The organism is Pseudomonas sp. PB103, from assembly GCF_009764635.1.
In the GTDB taxonomy this organism is placed as follows: Bacteria; Pseudomonadota; Gammaproteobacteria; order Pseudomonadales; family Pseudomonadaceae; genus Aquipseudomonas.
Window position 1 is genome coordinate 1 of sequence record NZ_RWIL01000010.1, and the last position, 19,584, is coordinate 19,584.

The following is a 19,584-nucleotide window of genomic DNA, read 5'->3' on the forward strand; positions in this document are numbered from 1 at the left end:
GATCGATCCGGGCGCAGCGCCTACGGTTTGCTTCGCTGCACCTCCTCTCGCTGTGTTTGGCTGCGCCAAACGGTCGCTGCGCTCCCACCCCCGGATCAATCCCTCCACTCAGCCTTCCGACGTCGCCCGTGGATCAAGATCAAGATCAAGAGCTCACCCGAGCTTGCGCTCATCGTGTTGAGTGGTGAGAAGCAGAAGCGGTGTGCGTTCTGCTTTTGCTCTTCGTAGGAGAAGAGCTTGCTCGCGATGGCGGCCGACCGGCCAATCCATTTAATACAGACTGCACACAATCCCTGTGGGAGCTGGCTTGCCAGCGATGGCGGCCCGCCAGCCGACCATTTTCTTCAGTTGGCGGCAATCTCATGTAGGAGCTGCCGCAGGCTGCGATCTTTTGATCTTGCCTCTGACGTCGAACATCAAAAGATCGCAGCCTGCGGCAGCTCCTACATCGGCAGTGGGTGTTTAAAAGCGTTTCGAAATGGGTGAACCTTCCCACAAGGTTTTCAGGTTGTCCGTCGGACGTGCGCTCTCTAGGCTTGGGTTGTCGCCGAAAACTCGGCGATCGGGTGTGAGAACCCGGGCTAAGTATTATTCCACCTGCAGTATCGTCATAATTGCCGCCAGTTCATTGCTGCCTGCATTTCTATGGCGGCTGTGTGCGGGCGAACTTCGGTTCGGCCGGAAGTGGTGGTTCTTACCCGGTTTCTCACCCTGCACATAGCTGCCACCCAATACGTCGCGTGAGAAACGGCAATTGGTTGGCTCCGATCAGTGAGAACCGACTTCATGACTAAGCCCGTACCCGATCCCCCCTTCGAAACCACAACCCCCCTCGAAGACGCCATCCGCGCCGACGACCAGCTAAAAAACCGCGAAGCGATAAAACGCGCCCTCGATTTCTACCTCAGCCCCGACCCGATAAAACCACGCTTGCCCAGCACGATGTTCCTCATCCACCCGAACATCGACACCGAAAGCCTGCTCGCCCACGCTTGCGAATCCCTGGCCTCGGCCAATGTGATGGCCGGCGATTTCGCCGATCAGCTCAGCCGCCCGCAACGCAGTACGGCACTGGCCATCCAGCAGATCGTCATGCTCGCCGAACTGGCGGTCAACCGTGTTTTGGATCGGGTTGATCCCCAGCCCTGAAACCCCGTAGGAGCTGTCGAGTGCAACGAGGCTGCGATCTTTTGATTTTTTTTTTTACAAAGCCAAGTCCGGAGCAAAAGATCGCAGCCTTCGGCAGCTCCTACAGTGCCGGCGTAGGCCTGGGATTTTCAGTTTCCATCGATAAGTTGATAAGTCCCAAAAAGGGACCTATCGTTCCCTTTTTGGGACTCTTTGGCCGCCGCCGTGGAAAACATCTCTCTAAGCGAAGCGCTGTTCACCAACACTCAGCAAAAGGTATTGGGACTGCTGTTTGGTAAACCCGATCAGTCCTTCTATGCCAATGAAATTGCGCGCTGGGCTCAGGTTGGCAAGGGTAGCCTCATGCGCGAGCTCGACCGCCTGCAACGGGCGGGAGTGTTGAGCATGACGCGATTGGGTAATCAGACCCATTACCAGGCGAATCCCGCCTGCCCGATCTACGCCGAACTTTTGGGCATTGCTCGCAAGACTTTCGGTTTTGCAGAGCCTCTGCGTCAGGCGTTGCAGCCGTTTACCGCGCAAATAACGTGGGCGTTTGTCTACGGCTCCATTGCCAAAGACACAGCAAACACACTCAGTGACATTGATCTCATGCTGATCGGCGAAGGCCTGCACTACAGTGACGTGATGGAACGGCTCATGCCCATGGAAGAGCAGTTGGGCCGGCCCATCAATCCGACGCTTTACGCCCCGCAAGACTGGGCGGCGAAGCTGGCAGCGCAGAACAGCTTTGTCATGCGGGTAGCGCAGCAGGAAAAAATCGATCTGTTAGGGGCGAACCCTTTGGAGTCCAAGGATGGGCAGCAACGAGAATCTGGAGAATCTTCTACGTAGTGGTGGACTGAAAGCGGAGCCGCCGGATCGCAATGAGTGCGAAGGCTTGCTGCGCTCGGCCATGGATAGGTTCAAGGATGCGCAAACTTCCACTCTGTCTTTTTCCAGTCGTTTCGACTTGGCTTATAACGCGGCACATGCATTGGCGCTGACGGCGCTTCGATTGTGCGGCTATCGATCAGATAAACGCTATCTGGTCTTTCAGTGTCTGGTGCATACCGCGCAAATCAGCAAGGTTCAGGTGCGATTGTTCGCATTGTGTCACGAGCGGCGCAATCTCGCGGAATACGAGGGGTATATGGATGAGGATGAAGCTCTTCTGGAGCAGTTGCTGGAAAGCACCTCGCAATTGTCGGGCAATGTTCAGCAACGAATGAACTGATATCCGGGATGGCTTCCAACCGTCGCTGCCGATCTCCATGAGCTACGAAGCGGTGAAGACTTCGACCGATAAAGGCATCGTCACCATCACCTACCTGTGAGCCGTTCGGCGTGCGCGGTAAATCTTCAGGTGCCGAGCCATGGCGCGCAGGTATACTGCGCGCCTTCGCGGCTCACTGTTCGGGCCCGACTTTTTGCTTTCCGGAGCTTTTATGACTTCCCCGACCCTGCCGCCGGTTGACGACGCTGTCAGCGATGTCTCGGCTGAACTGGCCGATACCAGCGACACCAAAGCCGAAATTCCAGCCTTCAAGTTCCCGTTCAAACCGGGCGAGCTGGCTTCTGCCAAAGGCTCTAACCAGCCTTGGTACAAGAACGGCGCCAAGAATGGCCACACCAAGACCCCGGGCATGGCGCCGCCGGGCACCCGTCGTTCGATGGGCAAGCGCTGAGTTTTATTCCCGCCTGCGGCCCTCACTGTGATTTTCGATGGCGATGATTTTCGAACACAGTGATGGCTAAGTGCTCAGTTCCTGAGCCAGATCAATATTTGACCAATTAGTGCGCTTAGAGTCAGCAGCCCTGCCGACTCTTCCCATAAAACGAGCGCGCTATCCATGAAGATCAATCTCCCGGTGACCGGCCGCAACGTCGATGTGGCGCTGGATGCGAACATTCTTTCGACCACCGATCTGACCAGCGCGATCACCTACGCCAACGACGATTTCATCCAGATCAGCGGTTATACCCGCGACGAACTGCTGGGTACGCCGCACCACCTGCTGCGTCATCCGGACATGCCGGCGCAGGCGTTTGCGCACATGTGGCAGACGCTCAAACGCGGGCGGTCGTGGATGGGGCTGGTGAAGAATCGTTGCAAGAACGGTGATCATTATTGGGTCAGCGCTTTTGTCACACCGGTCACACAGAACGGCGTGGCGGTGGAGTATCAGTCGGTGCGCACGCGGGCGGACGCGGGTCTGGTCGCGGCGGCTGAGCGCGCTTATGCGCAATTGCGCGGTGATCAGATGACGCGCTGGCAGCTGCCTGAGATCAGCGTGCAGGCGAAGATCACTGCGCTGGGCAGTGCGTTGCTTGGCGTGGTCTTGAGTATCGAGGTGTGGTTACGACCGGAGTCGTTCTGGATTGAAGCCGCTGCGTTTGTGGCTGGCAGTGGCGCCTGTGCGTTGGGTATGCGCTGGATTTTGCGACCGCTGGTGCGTCTCACCGAACGTGCGAAACATATTGCCGACAACCCCATGAGCCAGACCATCTACACCGGCCGGGGCGATGAGTTCGGGCAGATCGAGTTCGCCTTGCAGATGCTTGAGGCGCAGGTCGGCGCGGTGGTCGGGCGCATTGGCGATGCCTCGCAGCAATTGGCCGGGCATGCCGCGCAACTGGTCGATCATCTGCAGAGCAGTCATAGCAGTTCACTCGCGCAGCAAGCAGAAACCGATCTGGTGGCGGCAGCGATTCATCAAATGGCCGCCAGTGTCGCGCAGGTGGCCAGCCATGCGCAGCAAGCCTCGGTGGCGGCAGACATGGCCGGGACCGAAACCCGCGAGGGGCATTTGCTGGTGGGTGAAAGTCGCCGCGCGGTGTTGCGTCTGGCCGAAGAGTTGGGGCGCGCCACCGAGGTGATTCATCAGCTCGAAGGTCATAGCAGCGAGATCTCCGGGGTGCTGGAGGTGATCCGCAGCATCGCCGAGCAGACCAATCTGCTGGCGCTCAACGCGGCGATCGAGGCGGCGCGCGCCGGTGATGCCGGGCGTGGCTTTGCGGTGGTAGCGGATGAAGTGCGCGGGTTGGCGCAACGCACCCAGCAATCGACCAACGAAATACAGCGCATGATCAGCACCCTGCAAAACGGCGCGCGCGATGCGGTGATGGTCATGCAACAGAGCAGCGAGCATGTCGATAACAGTGTCGAACAGGCGCAACGCGCGGCGCGGGCGCTGGACGGGATCAGTGAGCGGGTCGAGCAGATCACCGAGATGAGCCTGCAGATAGCGGCGGCGGTGGAGCAGCAGAGCGCGGTGAGCGAGGACATCAATCGCAACATTGTCAGCATCCGCACGGCGTGCGAGGTGACGGTGGATGAGGGGCGGCAGAGTCAGCAAAACTCTGAGGATGTGGCGGGGTTGGCGGGGGATTTGCGCTTGTTGGCGCGTGAATTCTGGGGGCGGCGGCAGGTTCGCGATTGAGGTCGCCTGCAAAGGCCCCATCGCTGGCAAGCCAGCTCCCACATTATGCTCGGGTGTTCACACAATTTGTGTACGCCACAAAACCCTGTGGGAGCTGGCTTGCCAGCGATGAGGCCAGTTCGTTCGCCGTGAAATTCTGATCAGGCCGCCCGCAACGAGATAAACGCATACGTCTGCGCCGGCTCTGTCACCACCTGCGCCCCCGCCGCCAGCACTTGCCCGGCAATGTCATCCCCGGACACATGAAACAGCCATTCGCTGTGAACCTCGCCCGGCGGCTGCGCACTCACCTGATCGATGACCGTGGCGAACGCCGCCATGTTCGGCAGGTAAGCGGTGAAGCCATCACCTTTCAACGCCGTAGTACGAATCCCCAGCAGCGCACAGATTGCGTCCTTGGTGCCGATGTCATCCCGATCGGCCTGACGCGAGCGCTGAATCAATTCAACCAATTCCTGATCAACCAATTCACCCCCCGCAATCAAAACCGGTCCCTGGACCCAGGATTCCGGCGGGCAATCCTTGGCGGCAGGGTTGAGCGGAATGTGCGGATTGATTTCTGCCGGATAGATGCGGCAAACCAGCGGCCGCCGTTCGTAAATCCGGCAGAGCTTGTCTTCGTCAAGATTCCGGCAGGGGCCGACGTTGTACGCGGCAAAAGTGATTGCCACATGCGCTTGCGTCATGCCGCTGCGCACCACCGCTGAACGACGTTCGGCGTGTTCACGCTGGTGCGCGGGCAGGCCCAGGCCATTGCCGAGAAAGGCTTCGACTAACACGATCACCTGGCCGCCATCCGCCGCCCACATGCGGGCTTCGGCCAAGGTCAGGGGCACATGGTGGTCGGTGCAGCACTTGCCGCAGCCTACGCAGGAAAACGTCGTATTCATTGAGCGATCTTTCTTCAACCAAGGTGTGAAACGGTGGCGGAAAACCACCGCACAGGCCCGGGTCGAAGCAAGTTATGCGCCATTCACTGAGGTTTGGCGGTCGGTCGGATCGAGTCCCACTCGGTGACGAAGGCGGTTTTCGTTTGCTTGTTGTACAGGCACAGCTCGCTGCCTTGCTGGCCTTTCATGTGTTTTTGCGGGTATTGGCCTTGCAGCAACACGGCGGTGTAGCCGACGCGGTCGTCGAATTGTGCGGGTGTGCCGACGGGTTTGGCATTTTTCAGGCCGCTGGCTTTGGTGCAACTGGCGAGTACGGTTTTGTCGTAGGCGGCCCAGGCGTCCGGGCTGGAGGCGTGGGCCTGGGAGGCTAGGGCGGTGAGGCAGAGCAGGCTGGCGGTGAGGGTTTTCATGGTGGGCGTCCTTGGTCGTGAGTGGCCAAGGTTGGAGTGTGCCTAAAGAGTTTTGTTGCCTGGGACAGCGCTAAAAGATCGCAGCCTTCGGCAGCGCCTACATGGATATGCGTTTCCCTGTAGGAGCTGCCGAAGGCTGCGATCTTTTGACTTTACAGGTCCGGCACCAACTCGCGGCGGACTACGTACATGCCGGCACTTTCATACAAGCGCTGCGCCCGCAGGTTGTCTTCCAGCACCTTCAAATCAACAAAGCCTTCGCGCCGTTGCTGAAATGCGTTGAATGCGTTAAGCAACAACGCCCGGCCCAACCCGCGCCCCTGCATCCGCGGATGCACCACCAGATTCTTGATATAGGCACTGGTCCAGCATTGCGCCACACCGACGACACCCTCGGCATCGCGGGCAATAAAGCACAGTGTCGGATCGTATTCGGGATCGCTCTCGAACTGCTTCTGCCAAGCGTCCAGCGCTGGCACCCGGCCGCCACCTTCGCGGTAGCCGAACTGCATCAAGTCATGCACCTTCGCCGCCAGTTCGACGGAGTAGGTGCACAGCTCAATACCTTGAGGCAGAAGCGCATCCAGCGCGTCCTTGCCAAGGTCGCGGCGCATCAAAAAACAGTACGTCTCGCCCAAGACTCAGTGCCCGTGCGCCGCGACGTGTTTGGCCGCTTCGATCAGGCAGTGGGTCAGTTCCGGCGAGGAGAACTTGGTCAGCACGCCGTTCGCCCCGGCCAGTCGGGCTTTCTCGCTGTTCATCGCGCTGTCGAGCGAGGTGTGCAGCAGCACGTAGAGGTGGGCGAAGTCCGGCGTCTCGCGCAGGGTGCGGGTGAAGGCGTAGCCGTCCATCTCGGACATCTCGATGTCGGAGACGATCAGGTTGATCTGCTGCGCGGTGCCTTGCAGGTCGAGCAGGCAGTCGATGGCTTCCTTGGCGCTGCGCGCGGTATGGCATTGCAGACCGAGGTTGCGCAGGGTGTGCACCGATTGCTGCAGCGCCACTTGGCTGTCATCGACCACCAGAATCCGCGCGTTGCCGAGCACTTCGGCGTCTTCCATGGTCAGGTCGGTCGGGGCCATTTCGATCTGCGCCGGGGCGATGCTGTGGATAACCTTTTCAATGTCGAGCACCTGCACCAGCGTGCCGTCCACCGAGGTCACGCCAGTGATGTAGGCGCGCGAGCCACCGGAGCCGAACGGCGGCGGTTTGATGTCGGTGGTCAGGCAGTGGACGATTTTGCTCACGGCCTGTACATGCAGGCCCTGCTTGGAACGGCTGACGTCGGTGACGATCAGGCAGCCGCCGTTCGGGTCTTCGAGCGGCCGCTCGCCGATGGCGCGGCTGAGGTCGATGACCGACAGCGACGCGCCGCGCAAAGTGGCGATGCCCTTCACGTGCGGGTGCGACTCCGGCAGCTTGGTCAGCGGCGGGCAGGGGATGATTTCACTGACTTTCAGCAGGTTGATCGCCATCAACTTGCCGCTGCGCAAGGTAAACAGCAGAAGCGAAAGTGAATCTGCGCGGGCTTTGGTGGAGGACATATAAACCTTCTGTGGAAAGGTGGTGGGCGAGGGTGCAAATCGCCAGAAACTATTGATGCCGGGTTATCGGCGTTAACGGGTGGGGCTTTAGGTCAGTTGTCGGGTGGGGTTTGGATTCAGAGCCAGATCCAGAGCCCCTCACCCCAGCCCTCTCCCAGAGGGCGAGGGGGCTGACCGAGGTGTCTGGCGTTTTACATCGACCTGAACGACCGAGTCGATTATGGATTCGGAAAAGCAGGTTCACGTCGGCGGACATCTCCAATATCCCCCAATCAGTCCCCTCTCCCAGTGGGAGAGGGCTAGGGTGAGGGTGTGCTTCTAGCCCTTCATACCCAACCGCTTCGCCATCCGCCCAAGATTCGCCCGATCCAGCCCCAGCTCCCGCGCCGCGCTTGCCCAGTTATCCTGATTGCGCTCCAGCGCCGCACTGATCAAACGGCGCTGATACTCCTCGGTGGCACTGCGCAAATCGCCGTTGATCAACGGCGCCGCCACTGCAACTTCGGCAGTCGGTGCGGTCGAGTTATCCACAACCTCATGTGGCAAATCCAGATCCGCCGCACTCAGGCTGAGGATCTTCGGCCGCACCTTGCAGTTGCCCAAAGCCTTCAACGCGCTGCGGCCGATCAAATGCTCCAATTCGCGCACGTTGCCCGGCCAAGTGTAGGCGAGCAGGGCGTCCTGGGCGTCGCTGTTCAGGCGCAGGCTGTTGAGCCCCATGCGCGAGCGGTTCTGCTCCAGAAAGAACCCGCTGAGCAGCAACACATCGCGACCACGATTACGCAGTGCCGGTACCTTTAATGGGTACACGCTCAAACGATGGTAGAAGTCGGCGCGATAACGCCCGCTGCGGACTTCTTCCGCCAGGTCACGGTTAGTCGCGGCGATCAGGCGCACATCGACCTGATGTTCCTTGTCCGAACCCAAGCGCTGCAACTGCCCGCTCTGCAAGACGCGCAGCAACTTGGCCTGCACCGTCAGCGACAACTCGCCGACTTCATCGAGAAACAGCGTGCCGCCGTTGGCCAGCTCGAACTTGCCACGACGGTCACTGGTGGCGCCGGTGAACGCGCCGCGTACGTGGCCGAACAATTCGCTTTCGACCAGTGTGTCGGGGAGGGCGGCGCAATTGAGGCTGATGATCGGTTTGTCGGCACGCGCTGAAGCGGCGTGGATCGCCTGCGCTACCAGTTCTTTGCCGACCCCGGTTTCACCGGTGATCAACACGGTCAGGTCACTGCCGCCGACCAGATTGATTTCTTCCACCAAGCGTTTGAGGGCTTTGCTCTGGCCGATCATTTCGCGGTTCTGTTGGCCGCTGGCCTGACGGTAGACCTCGGCGCGCTGGTGCTCGTCTTCGGCGCGAGTCGCCAGGCGTTCGATGCGTTCGGCGGCATTGACCGTGGCCGCCGCGAGGCTGGCGAAGGCTTGCAGGGCGTCGAGTTCGATCGGTTCGAATCGCTCGGGATCGAGGGCGTCGAGGGTGATCAAGCCCCAGAGCTTTTCATCGACAAACAGCGGACAGCCGAGGCAATCGTGAACTTCGAGGTGTTCGTCGAGGCCGTCGACCAGGCCGTCATAAGGGTCGGGCAGGTCACTGTCAGCGGCAAAGCGTGTCGGCCCGGCACCGGCCAGGAGGATTTCGAAACGCGGATGCTCGCTGACTTTGAAGCGCCGGCCGAGGGTGTCGGTGCTCAAGCCATCCACCGCCAGCGGCACCAGCGATTCGCCGTCCAGGCGCAACAACGCGGCGGCATCGCACGGCAGCAAGGCGCGCATGGCTTCGAGCAGGCGTCGGTAGCGCTCGCCTTCGGGCAATTCGCGGGACAGGTCAGAGACCAGGGGCAGCAGAGCGGTGAGCAGGGATTTGGCAGTCATGGTCTTGTAGTCAAAGAGACAAGATGTAGTCTGGATGACTATAAGTCTTCTTGAGTCATTATGACTACATTGTTTTCAAGCTATTGATTTATATGGATTAAAAAGTTGGCACGGAAACTGATAAAGCATCAGTAACTTTTCAAAGAAAGCTCAGGAGTCACTCTTATGCTTAGCGTCCAGGATCGTGCCATCGTCAAATCCACCGTGCCTCTGCTGGAAAGCGGCGGCGAAGCGCTGATCACGCACTTCTATCGCATGATGCTCTCTGAATACCCTGAAGTGCGCCCGTTGTTCAACCAGGCGCATCAGGCCAGCGGCGACCAGCCGCGTGCCTTGGCCAATGGTGTGCTGATGTACGCCCGGCACATCGATCAACTCGATCAGTTGGGCGATCTGGTGGCGAAAATCATCAACAAGCACGTCGCCCTGCAAATCCTCCCGGAGCACTACCCGATCGTCGGCGCCTGCCTGCTGCGCGCCATCTCCGAAGTGCTCGGCGAAGAAATTGCCACGCCTGAAGTGATGAGCGCCTGGGGCGCAGCTTACGGTCAACTGGCTGACATCCTGATCGGCGCCGAAACCGCTATTTATGACCAGAAAGAACAAGCGGTCGGCGGCTGGCGTGGCGCGCGTGAATTCATCGTCGCGGCCAAGGTCGAGGAGAGTGCGGAAATCATCTCCTTTTACTTTGAGCCTGCCGACAAAGGCCCGATTCTGGCGGCTGAGCCGGGTCAGTACATCGGTATGAAGCTGATCCTCGACGGCGAAGAAATCCGCCGTAACTACTCGCTGTCGGCGCTGGCTAATAAAGGTCAGTACCGTATCAGCGTCAAACGCGAACCGGGTGGCCGCGCGTCCAACCATCTGCACGATCAGTTGCATGTCGGCGCGAGCATTCAGTTGTTCCCGCCATCGGGTGAGTTCACCCTGACCGCCAGCGATAAACCGCTGGTGCTGATCAGCGGCGGCGTCGGCATCACCCCGACCCTGGCGATGCTTGAAGCGGCGCTGGAAACCGAGCGTCCGGTGCACTTTATCCACTGCGCGCGCAACGGTAGCGTTCATGCGTTTCGTGACTGGATCGATGGCTTGGCGGCGCGTCATCCGCAGCTCAAACGTTTCTACTGCTACGCCGAAGACGATGGCGTGAGCCCGGCGGCGGACAAGGTCGGAATGCTGAACCAGGAATTGCTCGGCGAATGGCTGCCGGAGCAGCGTGATGTCGACGCTTACTTCCTGGGGCCGAAAGGCTTCATGGGGGCGATCAAGCGTCATCTGAAAGCGCTGGGTGTGCCGGAGAAGCAAAGCCGTTACGAGTTCTTCGGGCCGGCCTCGGCTTTGGAATGATCCAAGACCGAGTCGCCTTCATCGCGGGCAAGCCCGCTCCCACAGGTCAGGCGTCGTTCACAGATTTTTTGTACGCCGCCAATCCTGTGGGAGCGGGCTTGCCCGCGATGGCCGTTACACCATTCTGATTTGGCAAACCTCACTACGACTTAATGGTTGCTTAACCGCTTTATCGTTTATTGCCCCGGTGTAGACTTGCGACAACCTTCAGTCGCGAGCCGGCTGAACCATGGACATAAAAGGGAAACGCGATGAGCGAGGAAACGATTCGGTTGGGCCGTGAGCGGCGCTTTCTGGTGCTGTTGGGGATCATCTGCCTGGCGCTGATCGGTGGCGCGCTTTATATGCAAATCGTGCTCGGTGAGGCGCCATGCCCGCTGTGCATTCTGCAACGTTATGCGTTGCTGCTGATTGCGCTCTTCGCCTTCATTGGCGCGGCCATGCGCACCCGCCGCAGCATCACCGTGTTTGAAGTGTTGGTGGTGATCTGTGCGATTGCCGGCGCCGGAGTGGCCGGGCATCACGTGTACACGCAGTTCTACCCGGCGGTCAGCTGTGGCATCGATGTGCTGCAGCCGATTGTCGATGATCTGCCACTGGCGAAGATCTTCCCGCTGGGCTTCCAGGTCGACGGTTTCTGCTCGACGCCGTACCCGCCGATCCTCGGTCTGTCGCTGGCGCAATGGGCGCTGGTGGCGTTCGTGCTGGTGGTGATCCTGGTGCCGCTGTTGACCTCGCGTAACCGAAAAGCACTGCGCTGAGTCAACTATTCGGCGATCAGGCCGATACAGAAAACGCCTCGATTTGCGGATCAGCAAATCGGGGCGTTTTGCATTTCAGAGTGTTTGTGAAAACACCGTGACGAACGGCAATAGTGGGTGCGGCGAGTGTGCGACATGTTGTCACACGCGCCGTGTCGCAGGGTGTCGCGAAGTGCCGGATTGGTCTCTTGTTACACAAAATCATTGGTCTGTTTCAACGTTTTGCGGCTTTTGAACGCAAGTGCCAGATCAGGCAGTTTTAACAAGCTCTGGCAAATGGCCAGAGCCCTTGGAATATCGGGCTTTGCGCCGATCGGGGGTTCAGAAAAAGCCTTCGGAGCTGTCTGAACTGAGGCGGATACACCTACATTTTTTGGTGTTTTTGTTGAGAATCGATTTCGATAACATGCGGAACTTTTGCAAAAATGGTGATGGATTGTTGCTCGAACGGATAAAAATTATTTCGGGATAAGACATGGTGTATAGGGCGCTACCTATCTACAATCGCCCGCACTGAATTCCCGGCACTGTTCAGCCTTTATTAAGGAAGACTTTATTAAGGCGCTGCGCAGAAAGTCGGGTGTCGAGCGAGTCGGAAGGCTTTCAAGACACCCAGGTGTCGGTGCCTTCCAACTTTCCGCACCAAATGGAATTGGTCTGTAACAAGGCCTTTGACCACGAATTCGAATAAGAACTTAACGCTGTCCCAGGATTTGTCGAGCGTCTGACGCGCGACGGGCGGCCCTTATTCAATCCAAAGAAAATGCCAACCCTTGGCAGGGTGAAGTGTTGGCGATCAAAACCCAACTGCATTGCGCAAGCTGCTTTAGAGGTCGTGAGATGAGTAAAAACAGGTACCCCAGATTACTAGGCCTAGTGCCGCTGCTCGGCACGTTGTTGCTGGGAGGCTGCAACATGACCTTGCTCAATCCAACGGGCCAGGTCGGCCTGGAACAGCGCAACCTGATCATCACCGCGACCCTGCTGATGCTGTTGGTCGTTGTGCCGGTTATCGTCATGACCTTCCTGTTCGCCTGGAAATACCGCGCGTCGAACAAGAACGCCGTCTACACCCCGAAATGGTCGCACTCGACCAAAATCGAAGTGGCAGTCTGGACCATCCCGGTCCTGATCATCATTGCCCTGGGTTACATCACCTACATCTCCACCCACGAACTGGACCCATATCGTCCAATCGAATCCGACGTCAAGCCTGTGACCATCGAAGTGGTCGCGCTGGACTGGAAGTGGCTGTTCATCTACCCGGAACAAGGCATCGCCACGGTCAACAAGATCGTGTTCCCGGCGCACACGCCAATCAACTTCAAGATCACCTCTGACGCTGTGATGAACTCGTTCTTCATCCCGGGTCTGGGCGGCCAGATCTACGCGATGGCGGGCATGCAGACCAAGCTGCACCTGATCGCTGACCGTAACGCTGAAATGGACGGTATCTCCGCCAACTACAGCGGCGCGGGTTTCACCGGCATGAAGTTCAAAGCTATCTCCACCACTCAGGAAGATTTCGACGCCTGGGTAAGTGAAGTCAAGAAGTCACCTAAACAGCTTGATCAAGCTGAATACGCAGCCCTTGCCAAGCCAAGCCAGAACAACCCAGTCGAGCTCTACTCCTCGGTCACGCCGAACCAGTTCCAGATCATCGTCGACAAGTACGAAGGTATGAAGCCGGGCAAGCCACTGAAGCACGAGAAGAAAGAGAAAGAAGTGGCGGCCACGGAAATTGACTCGAGTTCGCATTCAGCTGCCGGGGCAGAGGAGTAAACGATGTTTGGTAAATTAAGTTGGGAAGCAGTCCCATTCCACGAACCGATCGTGATGATTACCATCGCCATGATCGCGCTCGGTGGTCTGGCGCTGTTCGCTGCAATCACCTACTTCAAGAAGTGGACGTACCTGTGGACCGAGTGGTTGACCTCGGTAGACCACAAGAAAATCGGCGTGATGTACATCATCGTCGCCATGGTCATGCTGCTGCGCGGTTTTGCCGACGCCATCATGATGCGTACCCAGTTGGCCATGGCCACCGAGGGTTCGCCTGGCTACCTGCCACCTGAGCACTATGACCAGATCTTCACCGCTCACGGTGTGATCATGATCATCTTCATGGCGATGCCATTCTTCACCGGCCTGATGAACCTTGCAGTGCCGCTGCAGATCGGCGCGCGTGACGTTGCGTTCCCGTTCCTGAACTCCCTGAGCTTCTGGCTGCTGGTGTCCGGCGTTGTGCTGATCAACCTGTCCCTGGGCGTCGGCGAATTCGCCAAGACCGGTTGGGTTGCTTATCCACCATTGTCGGGTCTGCAATACAGCCCTGGCGTGGGCATGGATTACTACATCTGGGCGCTACAGTTATCCGGGTTAGGTACGACGCTGACGGGGGTTAACTTCCTCGCGACCGTACTGAAAATGCGTACCCCTGGCATGAAACTGATGGACATGCCGATCTTCACCTGGACCTGCACCTGGGCAAACGTTCTGATCGTGGCTTCGTTCCCGATCCTGACCGCTACCCTGGCACTGCTGACCCTTGACCGTTACATGGATTTCCACATTTTCACCAATGAACTTGGTGGCAATCCAATGATGTACGTCAACCTGTTCTGGGCGTGGGGCCACCCTGAGGTTTACATCCTGATCCTGCCGGCATTCGGCATCTTCTCGGAAGTGATCTCGGCGTTCACCGGCAAGAAACTGTTCGGCCACCACTCGATGATCTACGCCTCGGGCGCGATCTCGGTACTGGGCTTCATGGTTTGGCTGCACCACTTCTTCACCATGGGTTCGGGTGCCAGCGTCAACGCCTTCTTCGGTCTGGCGACGATGCTGATTTCCATCCCGACGGGTGTGAAGCTATTCAACTGGCTGTTCACCATCTACCAGGGCCGTCTGCGTTTCACCAGCCAGGTGCTGTGGACCCTGGGCTTCATGGTGACCTTCGCCATCGGCGGCATGACCGGCGTACTGCTGGCCATTCCGGGTGCTGACTTCGTTCTGCACAACAGCCTGTTCGTGATCGCGCACTTCCATAACGTGATCATCGGCGGTGCGGTATTCGGTTACATCGCAGGTTTCGCGTTCTACTTTCCGAAAGCGTTCGGCTTCAAGCTGCACGAAGGCTGGGGTAAAGCAGCGTTCTGGTTCTGGATCTCGGGCTTCTTCGTCGCATTCATGCCGCTCTATGCACTGGGCTTCATGGGCATGACCCGTCGTCTGAACGCCACCACCAACCCTGAGTGGGTACCGTACCTGTACGTTGCCATGTTCGGTGCGGTGATGATCGCTGCCGGTATCGCCTGCCAACTGATTCAGCTGTACGTCAGTGTGCGTGACCGCAACAAGCCAGAGAACATTTGCGATCACGGTGACCCGTGGAATGCACACACTCTGGAATGGTCGACCTCGTCGCCACCACCGTTCTACAACTTTGCTGTGCTGCCAAAAGCTGACTGCATCGACCCGTTCACTGAAGCCAAGGAAAACGGTACTGCGTACCAGCAACCGGCCAAGTACGAGCCGATCCACATGCCAAACAACACCGCCACTGGTGTGGTGATGGGCGCGCTGTTGACCGTCTTCGGTTTCGCCATGATCTGGCACATCTGGTGGCTGGCGATCGCGAGCCTGGTAGGCACTGTTGTCTACTTCGTGATCCACGCTGCACGTGACGACCAGGGCTATATGGTTCCGGTTGAAACGATCGAGCGTATCGAAGCCGAGCAGCACAAGCGTCTGGTCGCGGCAGGGAAAATCCCGGCCTCCGCCACCCGTGTTGAAACCTCGTTGGAACAGGCTTAAACCATGTCGAATTTAGTGACCAATGCTGGACACGCCCATGGTGAACATGGGCACGATGACCATCACCACGATTCGGGCGAGATGACCGTATACGGTTTCTGGCTCTACCTGATGACCGACTGCATTCTGTTTGCGTCGATCTTCGCGGTATACGCGGTACTGGTAAACAACGTCGCCGGTGGCCCTGCGGGCCACGACATCTTCGAACTGCCATACGTGCTGGGCGAAACCGCTCTGCTGTTGTTCAGTTCGATCACCTACGGCTTCGCCATGCTGGCGTTGTACAAAGGCAAAAAGCAGCAGGTTCTGGGCTGGTTGTTCATGACCTTCCTGCTGGGCGCAGGCTTCATCGCCATGGAGATCAACGAGTTCCACCTGCTGATCTCCGAGGGCTTCGGTCCTAGCCGTTCGGGCTTCCTGTCCGCGTTCTTCACCCTGGTCGGTACCCACGGTCTGCACGTATCGGCGGGTCTGATCTGGATGGGCATCATGATGTACCAGGTCAACAAGCACGGCCTGACGGCGACCAACAAGACCCGTCTGAGCTGCCTGAGCCTGTTCTGGCACTTCCTGGACGTGGTGTGGATCTGCGTATTCACCGTTGTTTACCTGATGGGGACCCTGTAATGGCTAACGCACACTCCCATGACAGCCACGACGACGCCGGCCACGGCAGCGTCAAGTCCTACGCAATCGGCTTCATCCTGTCGGTGATCCTGACTGCGATCCCGTTTGCACTGGTGATGTACCCGTCGTTGCCGAAGTCGATCACGCTGATGATCGTTCTGGCATTCGCCGTGATCCAGGTGGTTGTCCACCTGGTGTACTTCCTGCACCTGGACCGTTCGGCTGCGCAACGTAACAACGTGATTGCCTTCGTGTTCGCCGCGATTGTGATCGTGCTGCTGGTTGGTCTGTCGCTGTGGATCATGTTCAGCATCCACACGTACATGATGGCGAAGTGAGGTAGACCCGATGTCGCTCAAGCACTTTATCCAAATCACCAAACCGGGGATCATTTTCGGTAACGTGCTTTCTGTGGCAGGCGGGTTCTTCCTGGCCTCGAAAGGGCATGTTGATCTGGCGGTGTTTCTCGCCGCCATGATCGGTACATCCCTGGTTGTCGCCTCCGGTTGCGTGTTCAACAACTGCATCGACCGCGACATCGACCTGAAGATGGAACGCACCAAGAACCGGGTGCTGGTACAGGGCTTGATCTCCCTGAAACTGGCACTGGTTTACGCGACCATCCTTGGTGTTCTCGGCGTTGCCTTGTTGTACAAGGTGGCCAACCCGTTGGCTGCCCTGTTCGCCGTAATCGGTTTCGTTATCTACGTCGGCTTCTACAGCCTGTACCTCAAGCGCAAGTCGGTTCACGGCACGCTGGTGGGCAGTCTGTCCGGCGCCATGCCGCCAGTGATCGGTTACGTTGCCGTAACCAACAGCTTCGACATGGCCGCGCTGACGTTGCTGGTGATGTTCAGCCTGTGGCAGATGCCGCATTCCTACGCCATCGCGATCTTCCGCTTCAACGATTACCTGGCCGCATCGATTCCGGTGTTGCCAGTGAAGCGCGGGATTCAAGTGGCGAAGAAGCACATTCTGCTCTACATCCTGGCGTTCCTCGTGGCGACCTTGATGCTGACCTTCAGCGGCTACGCCGGCATGAGCTACCTCGCCGTCGCCGCGGCCATGGGCATGTACTGGTTGTACATGGCCTGGACCGGCTACAAAGCAGTGGATGACACAGTCTGGGCACGCAAGCTGTTCGTGTTCTCGATCTTCACCATCACTGCATTGAGCGTCATGATGTCCCTGGACTTCAAGGTGCCGGCAGAGCTGCTGCTGACGTACGCGCCGTAAGGCTGAAAGGCTTGAAGAAAAACCCCGCACATTGAGAGATGTGCGGGGTTTTTTGTTTATCTGATGTGGAATTTGTTGATAGTCTATCTGTAGGCGAGTTGCCTATAGTTTGCCCATGCGAACAGTCTTCTTTGAAACCACAATATTTACCGCAAGCGTTGGTCATTACCTGACGGACGACGAGTATCGAGAGCTGCAGAGCTATTTGCTGAGTAATCCGCTGTCGGGTGACGTGATGCCGCGAACAGGTGGTTTTCGGAAACTGCGTTGGGCTGATGTTCGCCGTGGTAAAGGGCGACGAGGCGGCTTGCGGGTTCTCTACTATTGGCTTATGAATGATAGTCAGTTCTGGATGTTTGCCATTTACGACAAAGATGAGCTTGAGAATCTGACAGCCGAGCAAGAGAAGGCGCTCAAGAAAGCCATTGATAAAGAGTTGAAAACAAGAGGCACCCCATGAAAAAACGCGACCTGTTTGCAGAATTGATGCAGGGCGTTGATGAGATGGCAGCTCAACGCGAAGGAAAAATTACGTTACGTAATACGACGTTCGAGGACAAACCTGTCCCCGAGGTCGGTGCTCAGGAAATTGTGGCCCTGCGCGAAAGGTTACATATGTCTCAGGCAGTCTTTGCCAAGCGAATCAGGACAAGCCCCAGCACTCTGAGAAACTGGGAGCAGGAAAAGTCGAAGCCTAATGCTCAAGCAGCGTTGTTGATCCGTTTGGTTGAGAAATTCCCTGACATGGTTGAACGCTTGAGTGCTGTGTGATTAAAAAGCGTTACAGTTTTAAGGCCCTACCTTTCGAGTGAAGCGTAGGGCCTTTGTTTTATGGCTCTCGCGGGGCAATCTGCGGTGCCATGGCAAACCACATAGACTCGCTCAAATCTATCAGTGATAGCGCCATGCCACTTAACTGGTGCTTTACTGTTTTTAACTGCGGTTATCCAATTATTGACTGAGAGGCAGGCCGAAATGACTGAGAGGATGACCTGCGACGAGCGTTTTATTGCCCTGGCGCAAGAGCTGAATTACGACATCTATGGTGAGAACACCGCTGGCGGCAATTACGCGCCGCTGATCCGTCATCATGATGAGCTGTACATCAGCGGCATGGTGCCGCGCACCCACGGCAAGATTCAGTATCCTGGTCGGGTAGGGCTGGAGTTGACGCTCAAGGATGCGCAAGCCGCTGCGAGTATCAGTGCGATGCGTTGCCTGGCGCTGATTGTTGATGCGGTGGGTTCGCTGGACAAGATCAAGGCGTTGTTGCGCGTGACGGTGTATGTGAAATCGACGCCTGATTTTGTGGATCTGAGTGAAGTGGCCAATGGTGCTTCGGATGTGTTCAGCCATGTGCTGGGTGATGCCGGGCGGCATACGCGGACGACGGTGGGGGTGTATCAGTTGCCGAAGAATGCGGCGATTGAAGTGGACATGATTGTGGCGTTGCATCCATCGGCTTGAGTCTGATCTCGCGAATTGCCCTCACCCTAACCCTCTCCCGGGGGGAGAGGGGACTGACCGAGGGGTTCTCAAAATATACGCCGACCTGACAGATCGAGGCGATTGTGGATTCGGCACAGCACGTTCATTTCGGCGTACTTCTACAATATCCCCCAATCGGCTCCCTCTCCCTCGGGAGAGGGCTGGGGTGAGGGGCCTCGGTGTAGGCCATCCCACTAAACCCAAGCCGAAAACCAAAAAGCCCCGCACTGAATCCCAGTGCGGGGCTTTTTCGTCAGCGCTGAAAGTTACTGTGCAGCGATGCTGTAGCCATCAAACGCCGTCTGCTTCTGCAGCGCAGTGATGATGTTCTTGCGGTTCACCGCTTGCTCGGTGCCGTCGTTATCAACGAAGACTTCGCTTTCCAGTTCCGCCTCTTCGCCTTCACCGACGAAGGTGAAACCGAGGAATTCCAGCGCTTCACGGTCAACGCTCAAACGCGAACGCGGTGTGCGCAATGGCAGGGTTACGCTGATGCCGTCTTTGCTGATGGTGAAGATTTCGACTTCTTTCTTCTTCGCAGCCTTGCTCTTGCCGCCGCTCGGGTTGCTGATCGCCTGGTGGGTCTGGTTCAGCACTTTCAGCGCGAGGCCGTAGACGATTTCCTGGAAGGCCGGATCGTCCTTGAAGCTGGACAGGATGCGGCCGATCGAGAACTTGCTGCTCAGGTCTTCAAGCGCGGCGAGGTCGGCGGCTTCGGCGTCTTTCAGCGACTTGAGTTGGCCCATCAGTTCGTAGGCCTTGTCGTCGTCGAAGCTGTCGTGAGCGTGACGGATTGCGGTGCGCAGTTCGCGGATCTGGTCGCTTTCGCGGGTCGACTGGAACGCGTCCAGGACCATCTCGCTGATGATTTTGGCTTGTGGCAGGTGTTGTGAAAGATTGATGGAGTTTTCGTATTCCGCTTTGGACGATTCGGTAACTACGGATTCAGCGGTGTTGAAATCGGACATTGAAATTTCACTACTTTTTAACTTGAGTGGAGATGAGCAAGCCCGAGG

General features: G+C 57.8%; 21 protein-coding genes and 1 pseudogene. 16 read left to right on the plus strand and 6 right to left on the minus strand.

Features of this window, described 5'->3' with window-relative positions:
* Positions 1–786: 786 nt before the first annotated feature.
* From EJA70_RS01870 to EJA70_RS01890, 6 genes and pseudogenes are all read left to right on the plus strand, one after another.
* Positions 787–1,149 (plus strand): DUF6124 family protein, encoded by a 363-nt coding sequence (locus EJA70_RS01870; protein WP_008083854.1) that lies wholly within the window; start codon positions 787–789, stop codon positions 1,147–1,149.
* A 204-nt stretch (positions 1,150–1,353) separates the two neighbouring features.
* A complete protein-coding gene (locus EJA70_RS01875; RefSeq protein ID WP_158829244.1) occupies positions 1,354–1,983 on the plus strand; it encodes a nucleotidyltransferase domain-containing protein in 630 nt (209 codons plus the stop codon).
* Positions 1,946–2,365, plus strand: coding sequence for a hypothetical protein (locus EJA70_RS01880; protein ID WP_158829246.1), 420 nt, complete (start codon positions 1,946–1,948; stop codon positions 2,363–2,365). The genes EJA70_RS01875 and EJA70_RS01880 overlap by 38 nt, the downstream gene beginning before the upstream one ends.
* A gap of 211 nt (positions 2,366–2,576) precedes the next feature.
* Entirely contained in the window at positions 2,577–2,816 is a 240-nt protein-coding gene (locus tag EJA70_RS01885) for a hypothetical protein (RefSeq protein WP_008083852.1), read from the plus strand.
* Positions 2,817–2,981: 165 nt separating this feature from the next.
* Positions 2,982–3,263, plus strand: a pseudogene (locus EJA70_RS31310) (PAS domain-containing protein); the annotation flags it as partial.
* 201 nt (positions 3,264–3,464) lie between these two features.
* Entirely contained in the window at positions 3,465–4,571 is a 1,107-nt protein-coding gene (locus tag EJA70_RS01890; RefSeq protein WP_371924492.1) for a methyl-accepting chemotaxis protein, read from the plus strand.
* A gap of 140 nt (positions 4,572–4,711) precedes the next feature.
* On the opposite strand, the gene EJA70_RS01895 is transcribed toward EJA70_RS01890, so the two are convergent.
* From EJA70_RS01895 to norR, 5 genes are all read right to left on the minus strand, one after another.
* Positions 4,712–5,461 carry a YkgJ family cysteine cluster protein gene (locus EJA70_RS01895; RefSeq protein ID WP_158829250.1) on the minus strand — a complete coding sequence of 250 codons (750 nt, stop codon included), beginning with the start codon at positions 5,459–5,461 and terminating at the stop codon, positions 4,712–4,714.
* Between the two features lie 83 nt (positions 5,462–5,544).
* The gene (locus EJA70_RS01900; RefSeq protein ID WP_158829252.1) at positions 5,545–5,871 is read right to left on the minus strand and encodes a hypothetical protein; all 327 of its coding nucleotides are present in this window, start codon (positions 5,869–5,871) and stop codon (positions 5,545–5,547) included.
* Between the two features lie 152 nt (positions 5,872–6,023).
* The gene (locus EJA70_RS01905; RefSeq protein WP_158829254.1) at positions 6,024–6,485 is read right to left on the minus strand and encodes an N-acetyltransferase; all 462 of its coding nucleotides are present in this window, start codon (positions 6,483–6,485) and stop codon (positions 6,024–6,026) included.
* A 27-nt stretch (positions 6,486–6,512) separates the two neighbouring features.
* Entirely contained in the window at positions 6,513–7,415 is a 903-nt protein-coding gene (locus EJA70_RS01910; RefSeq protein ID WP_008084803.1) for a chemotaxis protein CheV, read from the minus strand.
* Between the two features lie 318 nt (positions 7,416–7,733).
* Entirely contained in the window at positions 7,734–9,293 is a 1,560-nt protein-coding gene (norR, locus tag EJA70_RS01915) for a nitric oxide reductase transcriptional regulator NorR (RefSeq protein WP_158829256.1), read from the minus strand.
* Positions 9,294–9,458: 165 nt separating this feature from the next.
* On the opposite strand from norR, the gene hmpA reads away from it, so the two are divergent.
* The 10 genes from hmpA to EJA70_RS01965 all read left to right on the plus strand — a co-directional run bounded on the left by hmpA (position 9,459) and on the right by EJA70_RS01965 (position 18,547).
* Positions 9,459–10,640: an NO-inducible flavohemoprotein gene (gene hmpA, locus EJA70_RS01920; RefSeq protein ID WP_008084801.1), complete on the plus strand. Its 1,182-nt coding sequence runs from the start codon at positions 9,459–9,461 to the stop codon at positions 10,638–10,640.
* A gap of 251 nt (positions 10,641–10,891) precedes the next feature.
* Positions 10,892–11,401, plus strand: a complete 510-nt coding sequence (locus EJA70_RS01925) for a disulfide bond formation protein B (RefSeq protein WP_025109264.1) — start codon at positions 10,892–10,894, stop codon at positions 11,399–11,401.
* Between the two features lie 840 nt (positions 11,402–12,241).
* Positions 12,242–13,183 carry a ubiquinol oxidase subunit II gene (gene cyoA, locus EJA70_RS01930; RefSeq protein ID WP_008084799.1) on the plus strand — a complete coding sequence of 314 codons (942 nt, stop codon included), beginning with the start codon at positions 12,242–12,244 and terminating at the stop codon, positions 13,181–13,183.
* A gap of 3 nt (positions 13,184–13,186) precedes the next feature.
* Entirely contained in the window at positions 13,187–15,217 is a 2,031-nt protein-coding gene (cyoB, locus tag EJA70_RS01935) for a cytochrome o ubiquinol oxidase subunit I (RefSeq protein WP_158829258.1), read from the plus strand.
* A gap of 3 nt (positions 15,218–15,220) precedes the next feature.
* Positions 15,221–15,844 (plus strand): cytochrome o ubiquinol oxidase subunit III, encoded by a 624-nt coding sequence (cyoC, locus tag EJA70_RS01940; protein ID WP_129395410.1) that lies wholly within the window; start codon positions 15,221–15,223, stop codon positions 15,842–15,844.
* Positions 15,844–16,182, plus strand: a complete 339-nt coding sequence (gene cyoD / locus EJA70_RS01945) for a cytochrome o ubiquinol oxidase subunit IV (RefSeq protein ID WP_053123586.1) — start codon at positions 15,844–15,846, stop codon at positions 16,180–16,182. The genes cyoC and cyoD overlap by 1 nt, the downstream gene beginning before the upstream one ends.
* 10 nt (positions 16,183–16,192) lie before the next feature.
* The gene (gene cyoE, locus EJA70_RS01950; RefSeq protein WP_053123579.1) at positions 16,193–17,080 is read left to right on the plus strand and encodes a heme o synthase; all 888 of its coding nucleotides are present in this window, start codon (positions 16,193–16,195) and stop codon (positions 17,078–17,080) included.
* Between the two features lie 115 nt (positions 17,081–17,195).
* A complete protein-coding gene (locus tag EJA70_RS01955) occupies positions 17,196–17,540 on the plus strand; it encodes a hypothetical protein (RefSeq protein ID WP_008084795.1) in 345 nt (114 codons plus the stop codon).
* Positions 17,537–17,851: a DNA-binding transcriptional regulator gene (locus EJA70_RS01960; protein WP_008084794.1), complete on the plus strand. Its 315-nt coding sequence runs from the start codon at positions 17,537–17,539 to the stop codon at positions 17,849–17,851. The genes EJA70_RS01955 and EJA70_RS01960 overlap by 4 nt, the downstream gene beginning before the upstream one ends.
* Positions 17,852–18,055: 204 nt before the next feature.
* Positions 18,056–18,547 (plus strand): RidA family protein, encoded by a 492-nt coding sequence (locus EJA70_RS01965; protein ID WP_034156086.1) that lies wholly within the window; start codon positions 18,056–18,058, stop codon positions 18,545–18,547.
* Between the two features lie 287 nt (positions 18,548–18,834).
* Here the strand turns inward: EJA70_RS01965 and EJA70_RS01970 are convergent, their stop codons facing one another.
* The gene (locus EJA70_RS01970) at positions 18,835–19,536 is read right to left on the minus strand and encodes a hypothetical protein (protein WP_158829260.1); all 702 of its coding nucleotides are present in this window, start codon (positions 19,534–19,536) and stop codon (positions 18,835–18,837) included.
* Positions 19,537–19,584: the final 48 nt, after the last annotated feature.

What these genes read in the sequence shown, in the direction of transcription:
- EJA70_RS01900 (WP_158829252.1), bottom strand. Translation starts at nt 5,871, where the DNA reads ATGAAAACCCTCACCGCCAGCCTGCTCTGCCTCACCGCCCTAGCCTCC.
- hmpA (WP_008084801.1), top strand. Translation starts at nt 9,459, where the DNA reads ATGCTTAGCGTCCAGGATCGTGCCATCGTCAAATCCACCGTGCCTCTG.
- cyoE (WP_053123579.1), top strand. Translation starts at nt 16,193, where the DNA reads ATGTCGCTCAAGCACTTTATCCAAATCACCAAACCGGGGATCATTTTC.
- EJA70_RS01895 (WP_158829250.1), bottom strand. Translation starts at nt 5,461, where the DNA reads ATGAATACGACGTTTTCCTGCGTAGGCTGCGGCAAGTGCTGCACCGAC.
- EJA70_RS01905 (WP_158829254.1), bottom strand. Translation starts at nt 6,485, where the DNA reads ATGCGCCGCGACCTTGGCAAGGACGCGCTGGATGCGCTTCTGCCTCAA.
- EJA70_RS01955 (WP_008084795.1), top strand. Translation starts at nt 17,196, where the DNA reads ATGCGAACAGTCTTCTTTGAAACCACAATATTTACCGCAAGCGTTGGT.
- EJA70_RS01925 (WP_025109264.1), top strand. Translation starts at nt 10,892, where the DNA reads ATGAGCGAGGAAACGATTCGGTTGGGCCGTGAGCGGCGCTTTCTGGTG.
- cyoD (WP_053123586.1), top strand. Translation starts at nt 15,844, where the DNA reads ATGGCTAACGCACACTCCCATGACAGCCACGACGACGCCGGCCACGGC.
- EJA70_RS01870 (WP_008083854.1), top strand. Translation starts at nt 787, where the DNA reads ATGACTAAGCCCGTACCCGATCCCCCCTTCGAAACCACAACCCCCCTC.
- norR (WP_158829256.1), bottom strand. Translation starts at nt 9,293, where the DNA reads ATGACTGCCAAATCCCTGCTCACCGCTCTGCTGCCCCTGGTCTCTGAC.
- cyoB (WP_158829258.1), top strand. Translation starts at nt 13,187, where the DNA reads ATGTTTGGTAAATTAAGTTGGGAAGCAGTCCCATTCCACGAACCGATC.
- EJA70_RS01960 (WP_008084794.1), top strand. Translation starts at nt 17,537, where the DNA reads ATGAAAAAACGCGACCTGTTTGCAGAATTGATGCAGGGCGTTGATGAG.
- cyoA (WP_008084799.1), top strand. Translation starts at nt 12,242, where the DNA reads ATGAGTAAAAACAGGTACCCCAGATTACTAGGCCTAGTGCCGCTGCTC.
- EJA70_RS01880 (WP_158829246.1), top strand. Translation starts at nt 1,946, where the DNA reads ATGGGCAGCAACGAGAATCTGGAGAATCTTCTACGTAGTGGTGGACTG.
- cyoC (WP_129395410.1), top strand. Translation starts at nt 15,221, where the DNA reads ATGTCGAATTTAGTGACCAATGCTGGACACGCCCATGGTGAACATGGG.
- EJA70_RS01965 (WP_034156086.1), top strand. Translation starts at nt 18,056, where the DNA reads ATGACTGAGAGGATGACCTGCGACGAGCGTTTTATTGCCCTGGCGCAA.
- EJA70_RS01910 (WP_008084803.1), bottom strand. Translation starts at nt 7,415, where the DNA reads ATGTCCTCCACCAAAGCCCGCGCAGATTCACTTTCGCTTCTGCTGTTT.
- EJA70_RS01885 (WP_008083852.1), top strand. Translation starts at nt 2,577, where the DNA reads ATGACTTCCCCGACCCTGCCGCCGGTTGACGACGCTGTCAGCGATGTC.
- EJA70_RS01970 (WP_158829260.1), bottom strand. Translation starts at nt 19,536, where the DNA reads ATGTCCGATTTCAACACCGCTGAATCCGTAGTTACCGAATCGTCCAAA.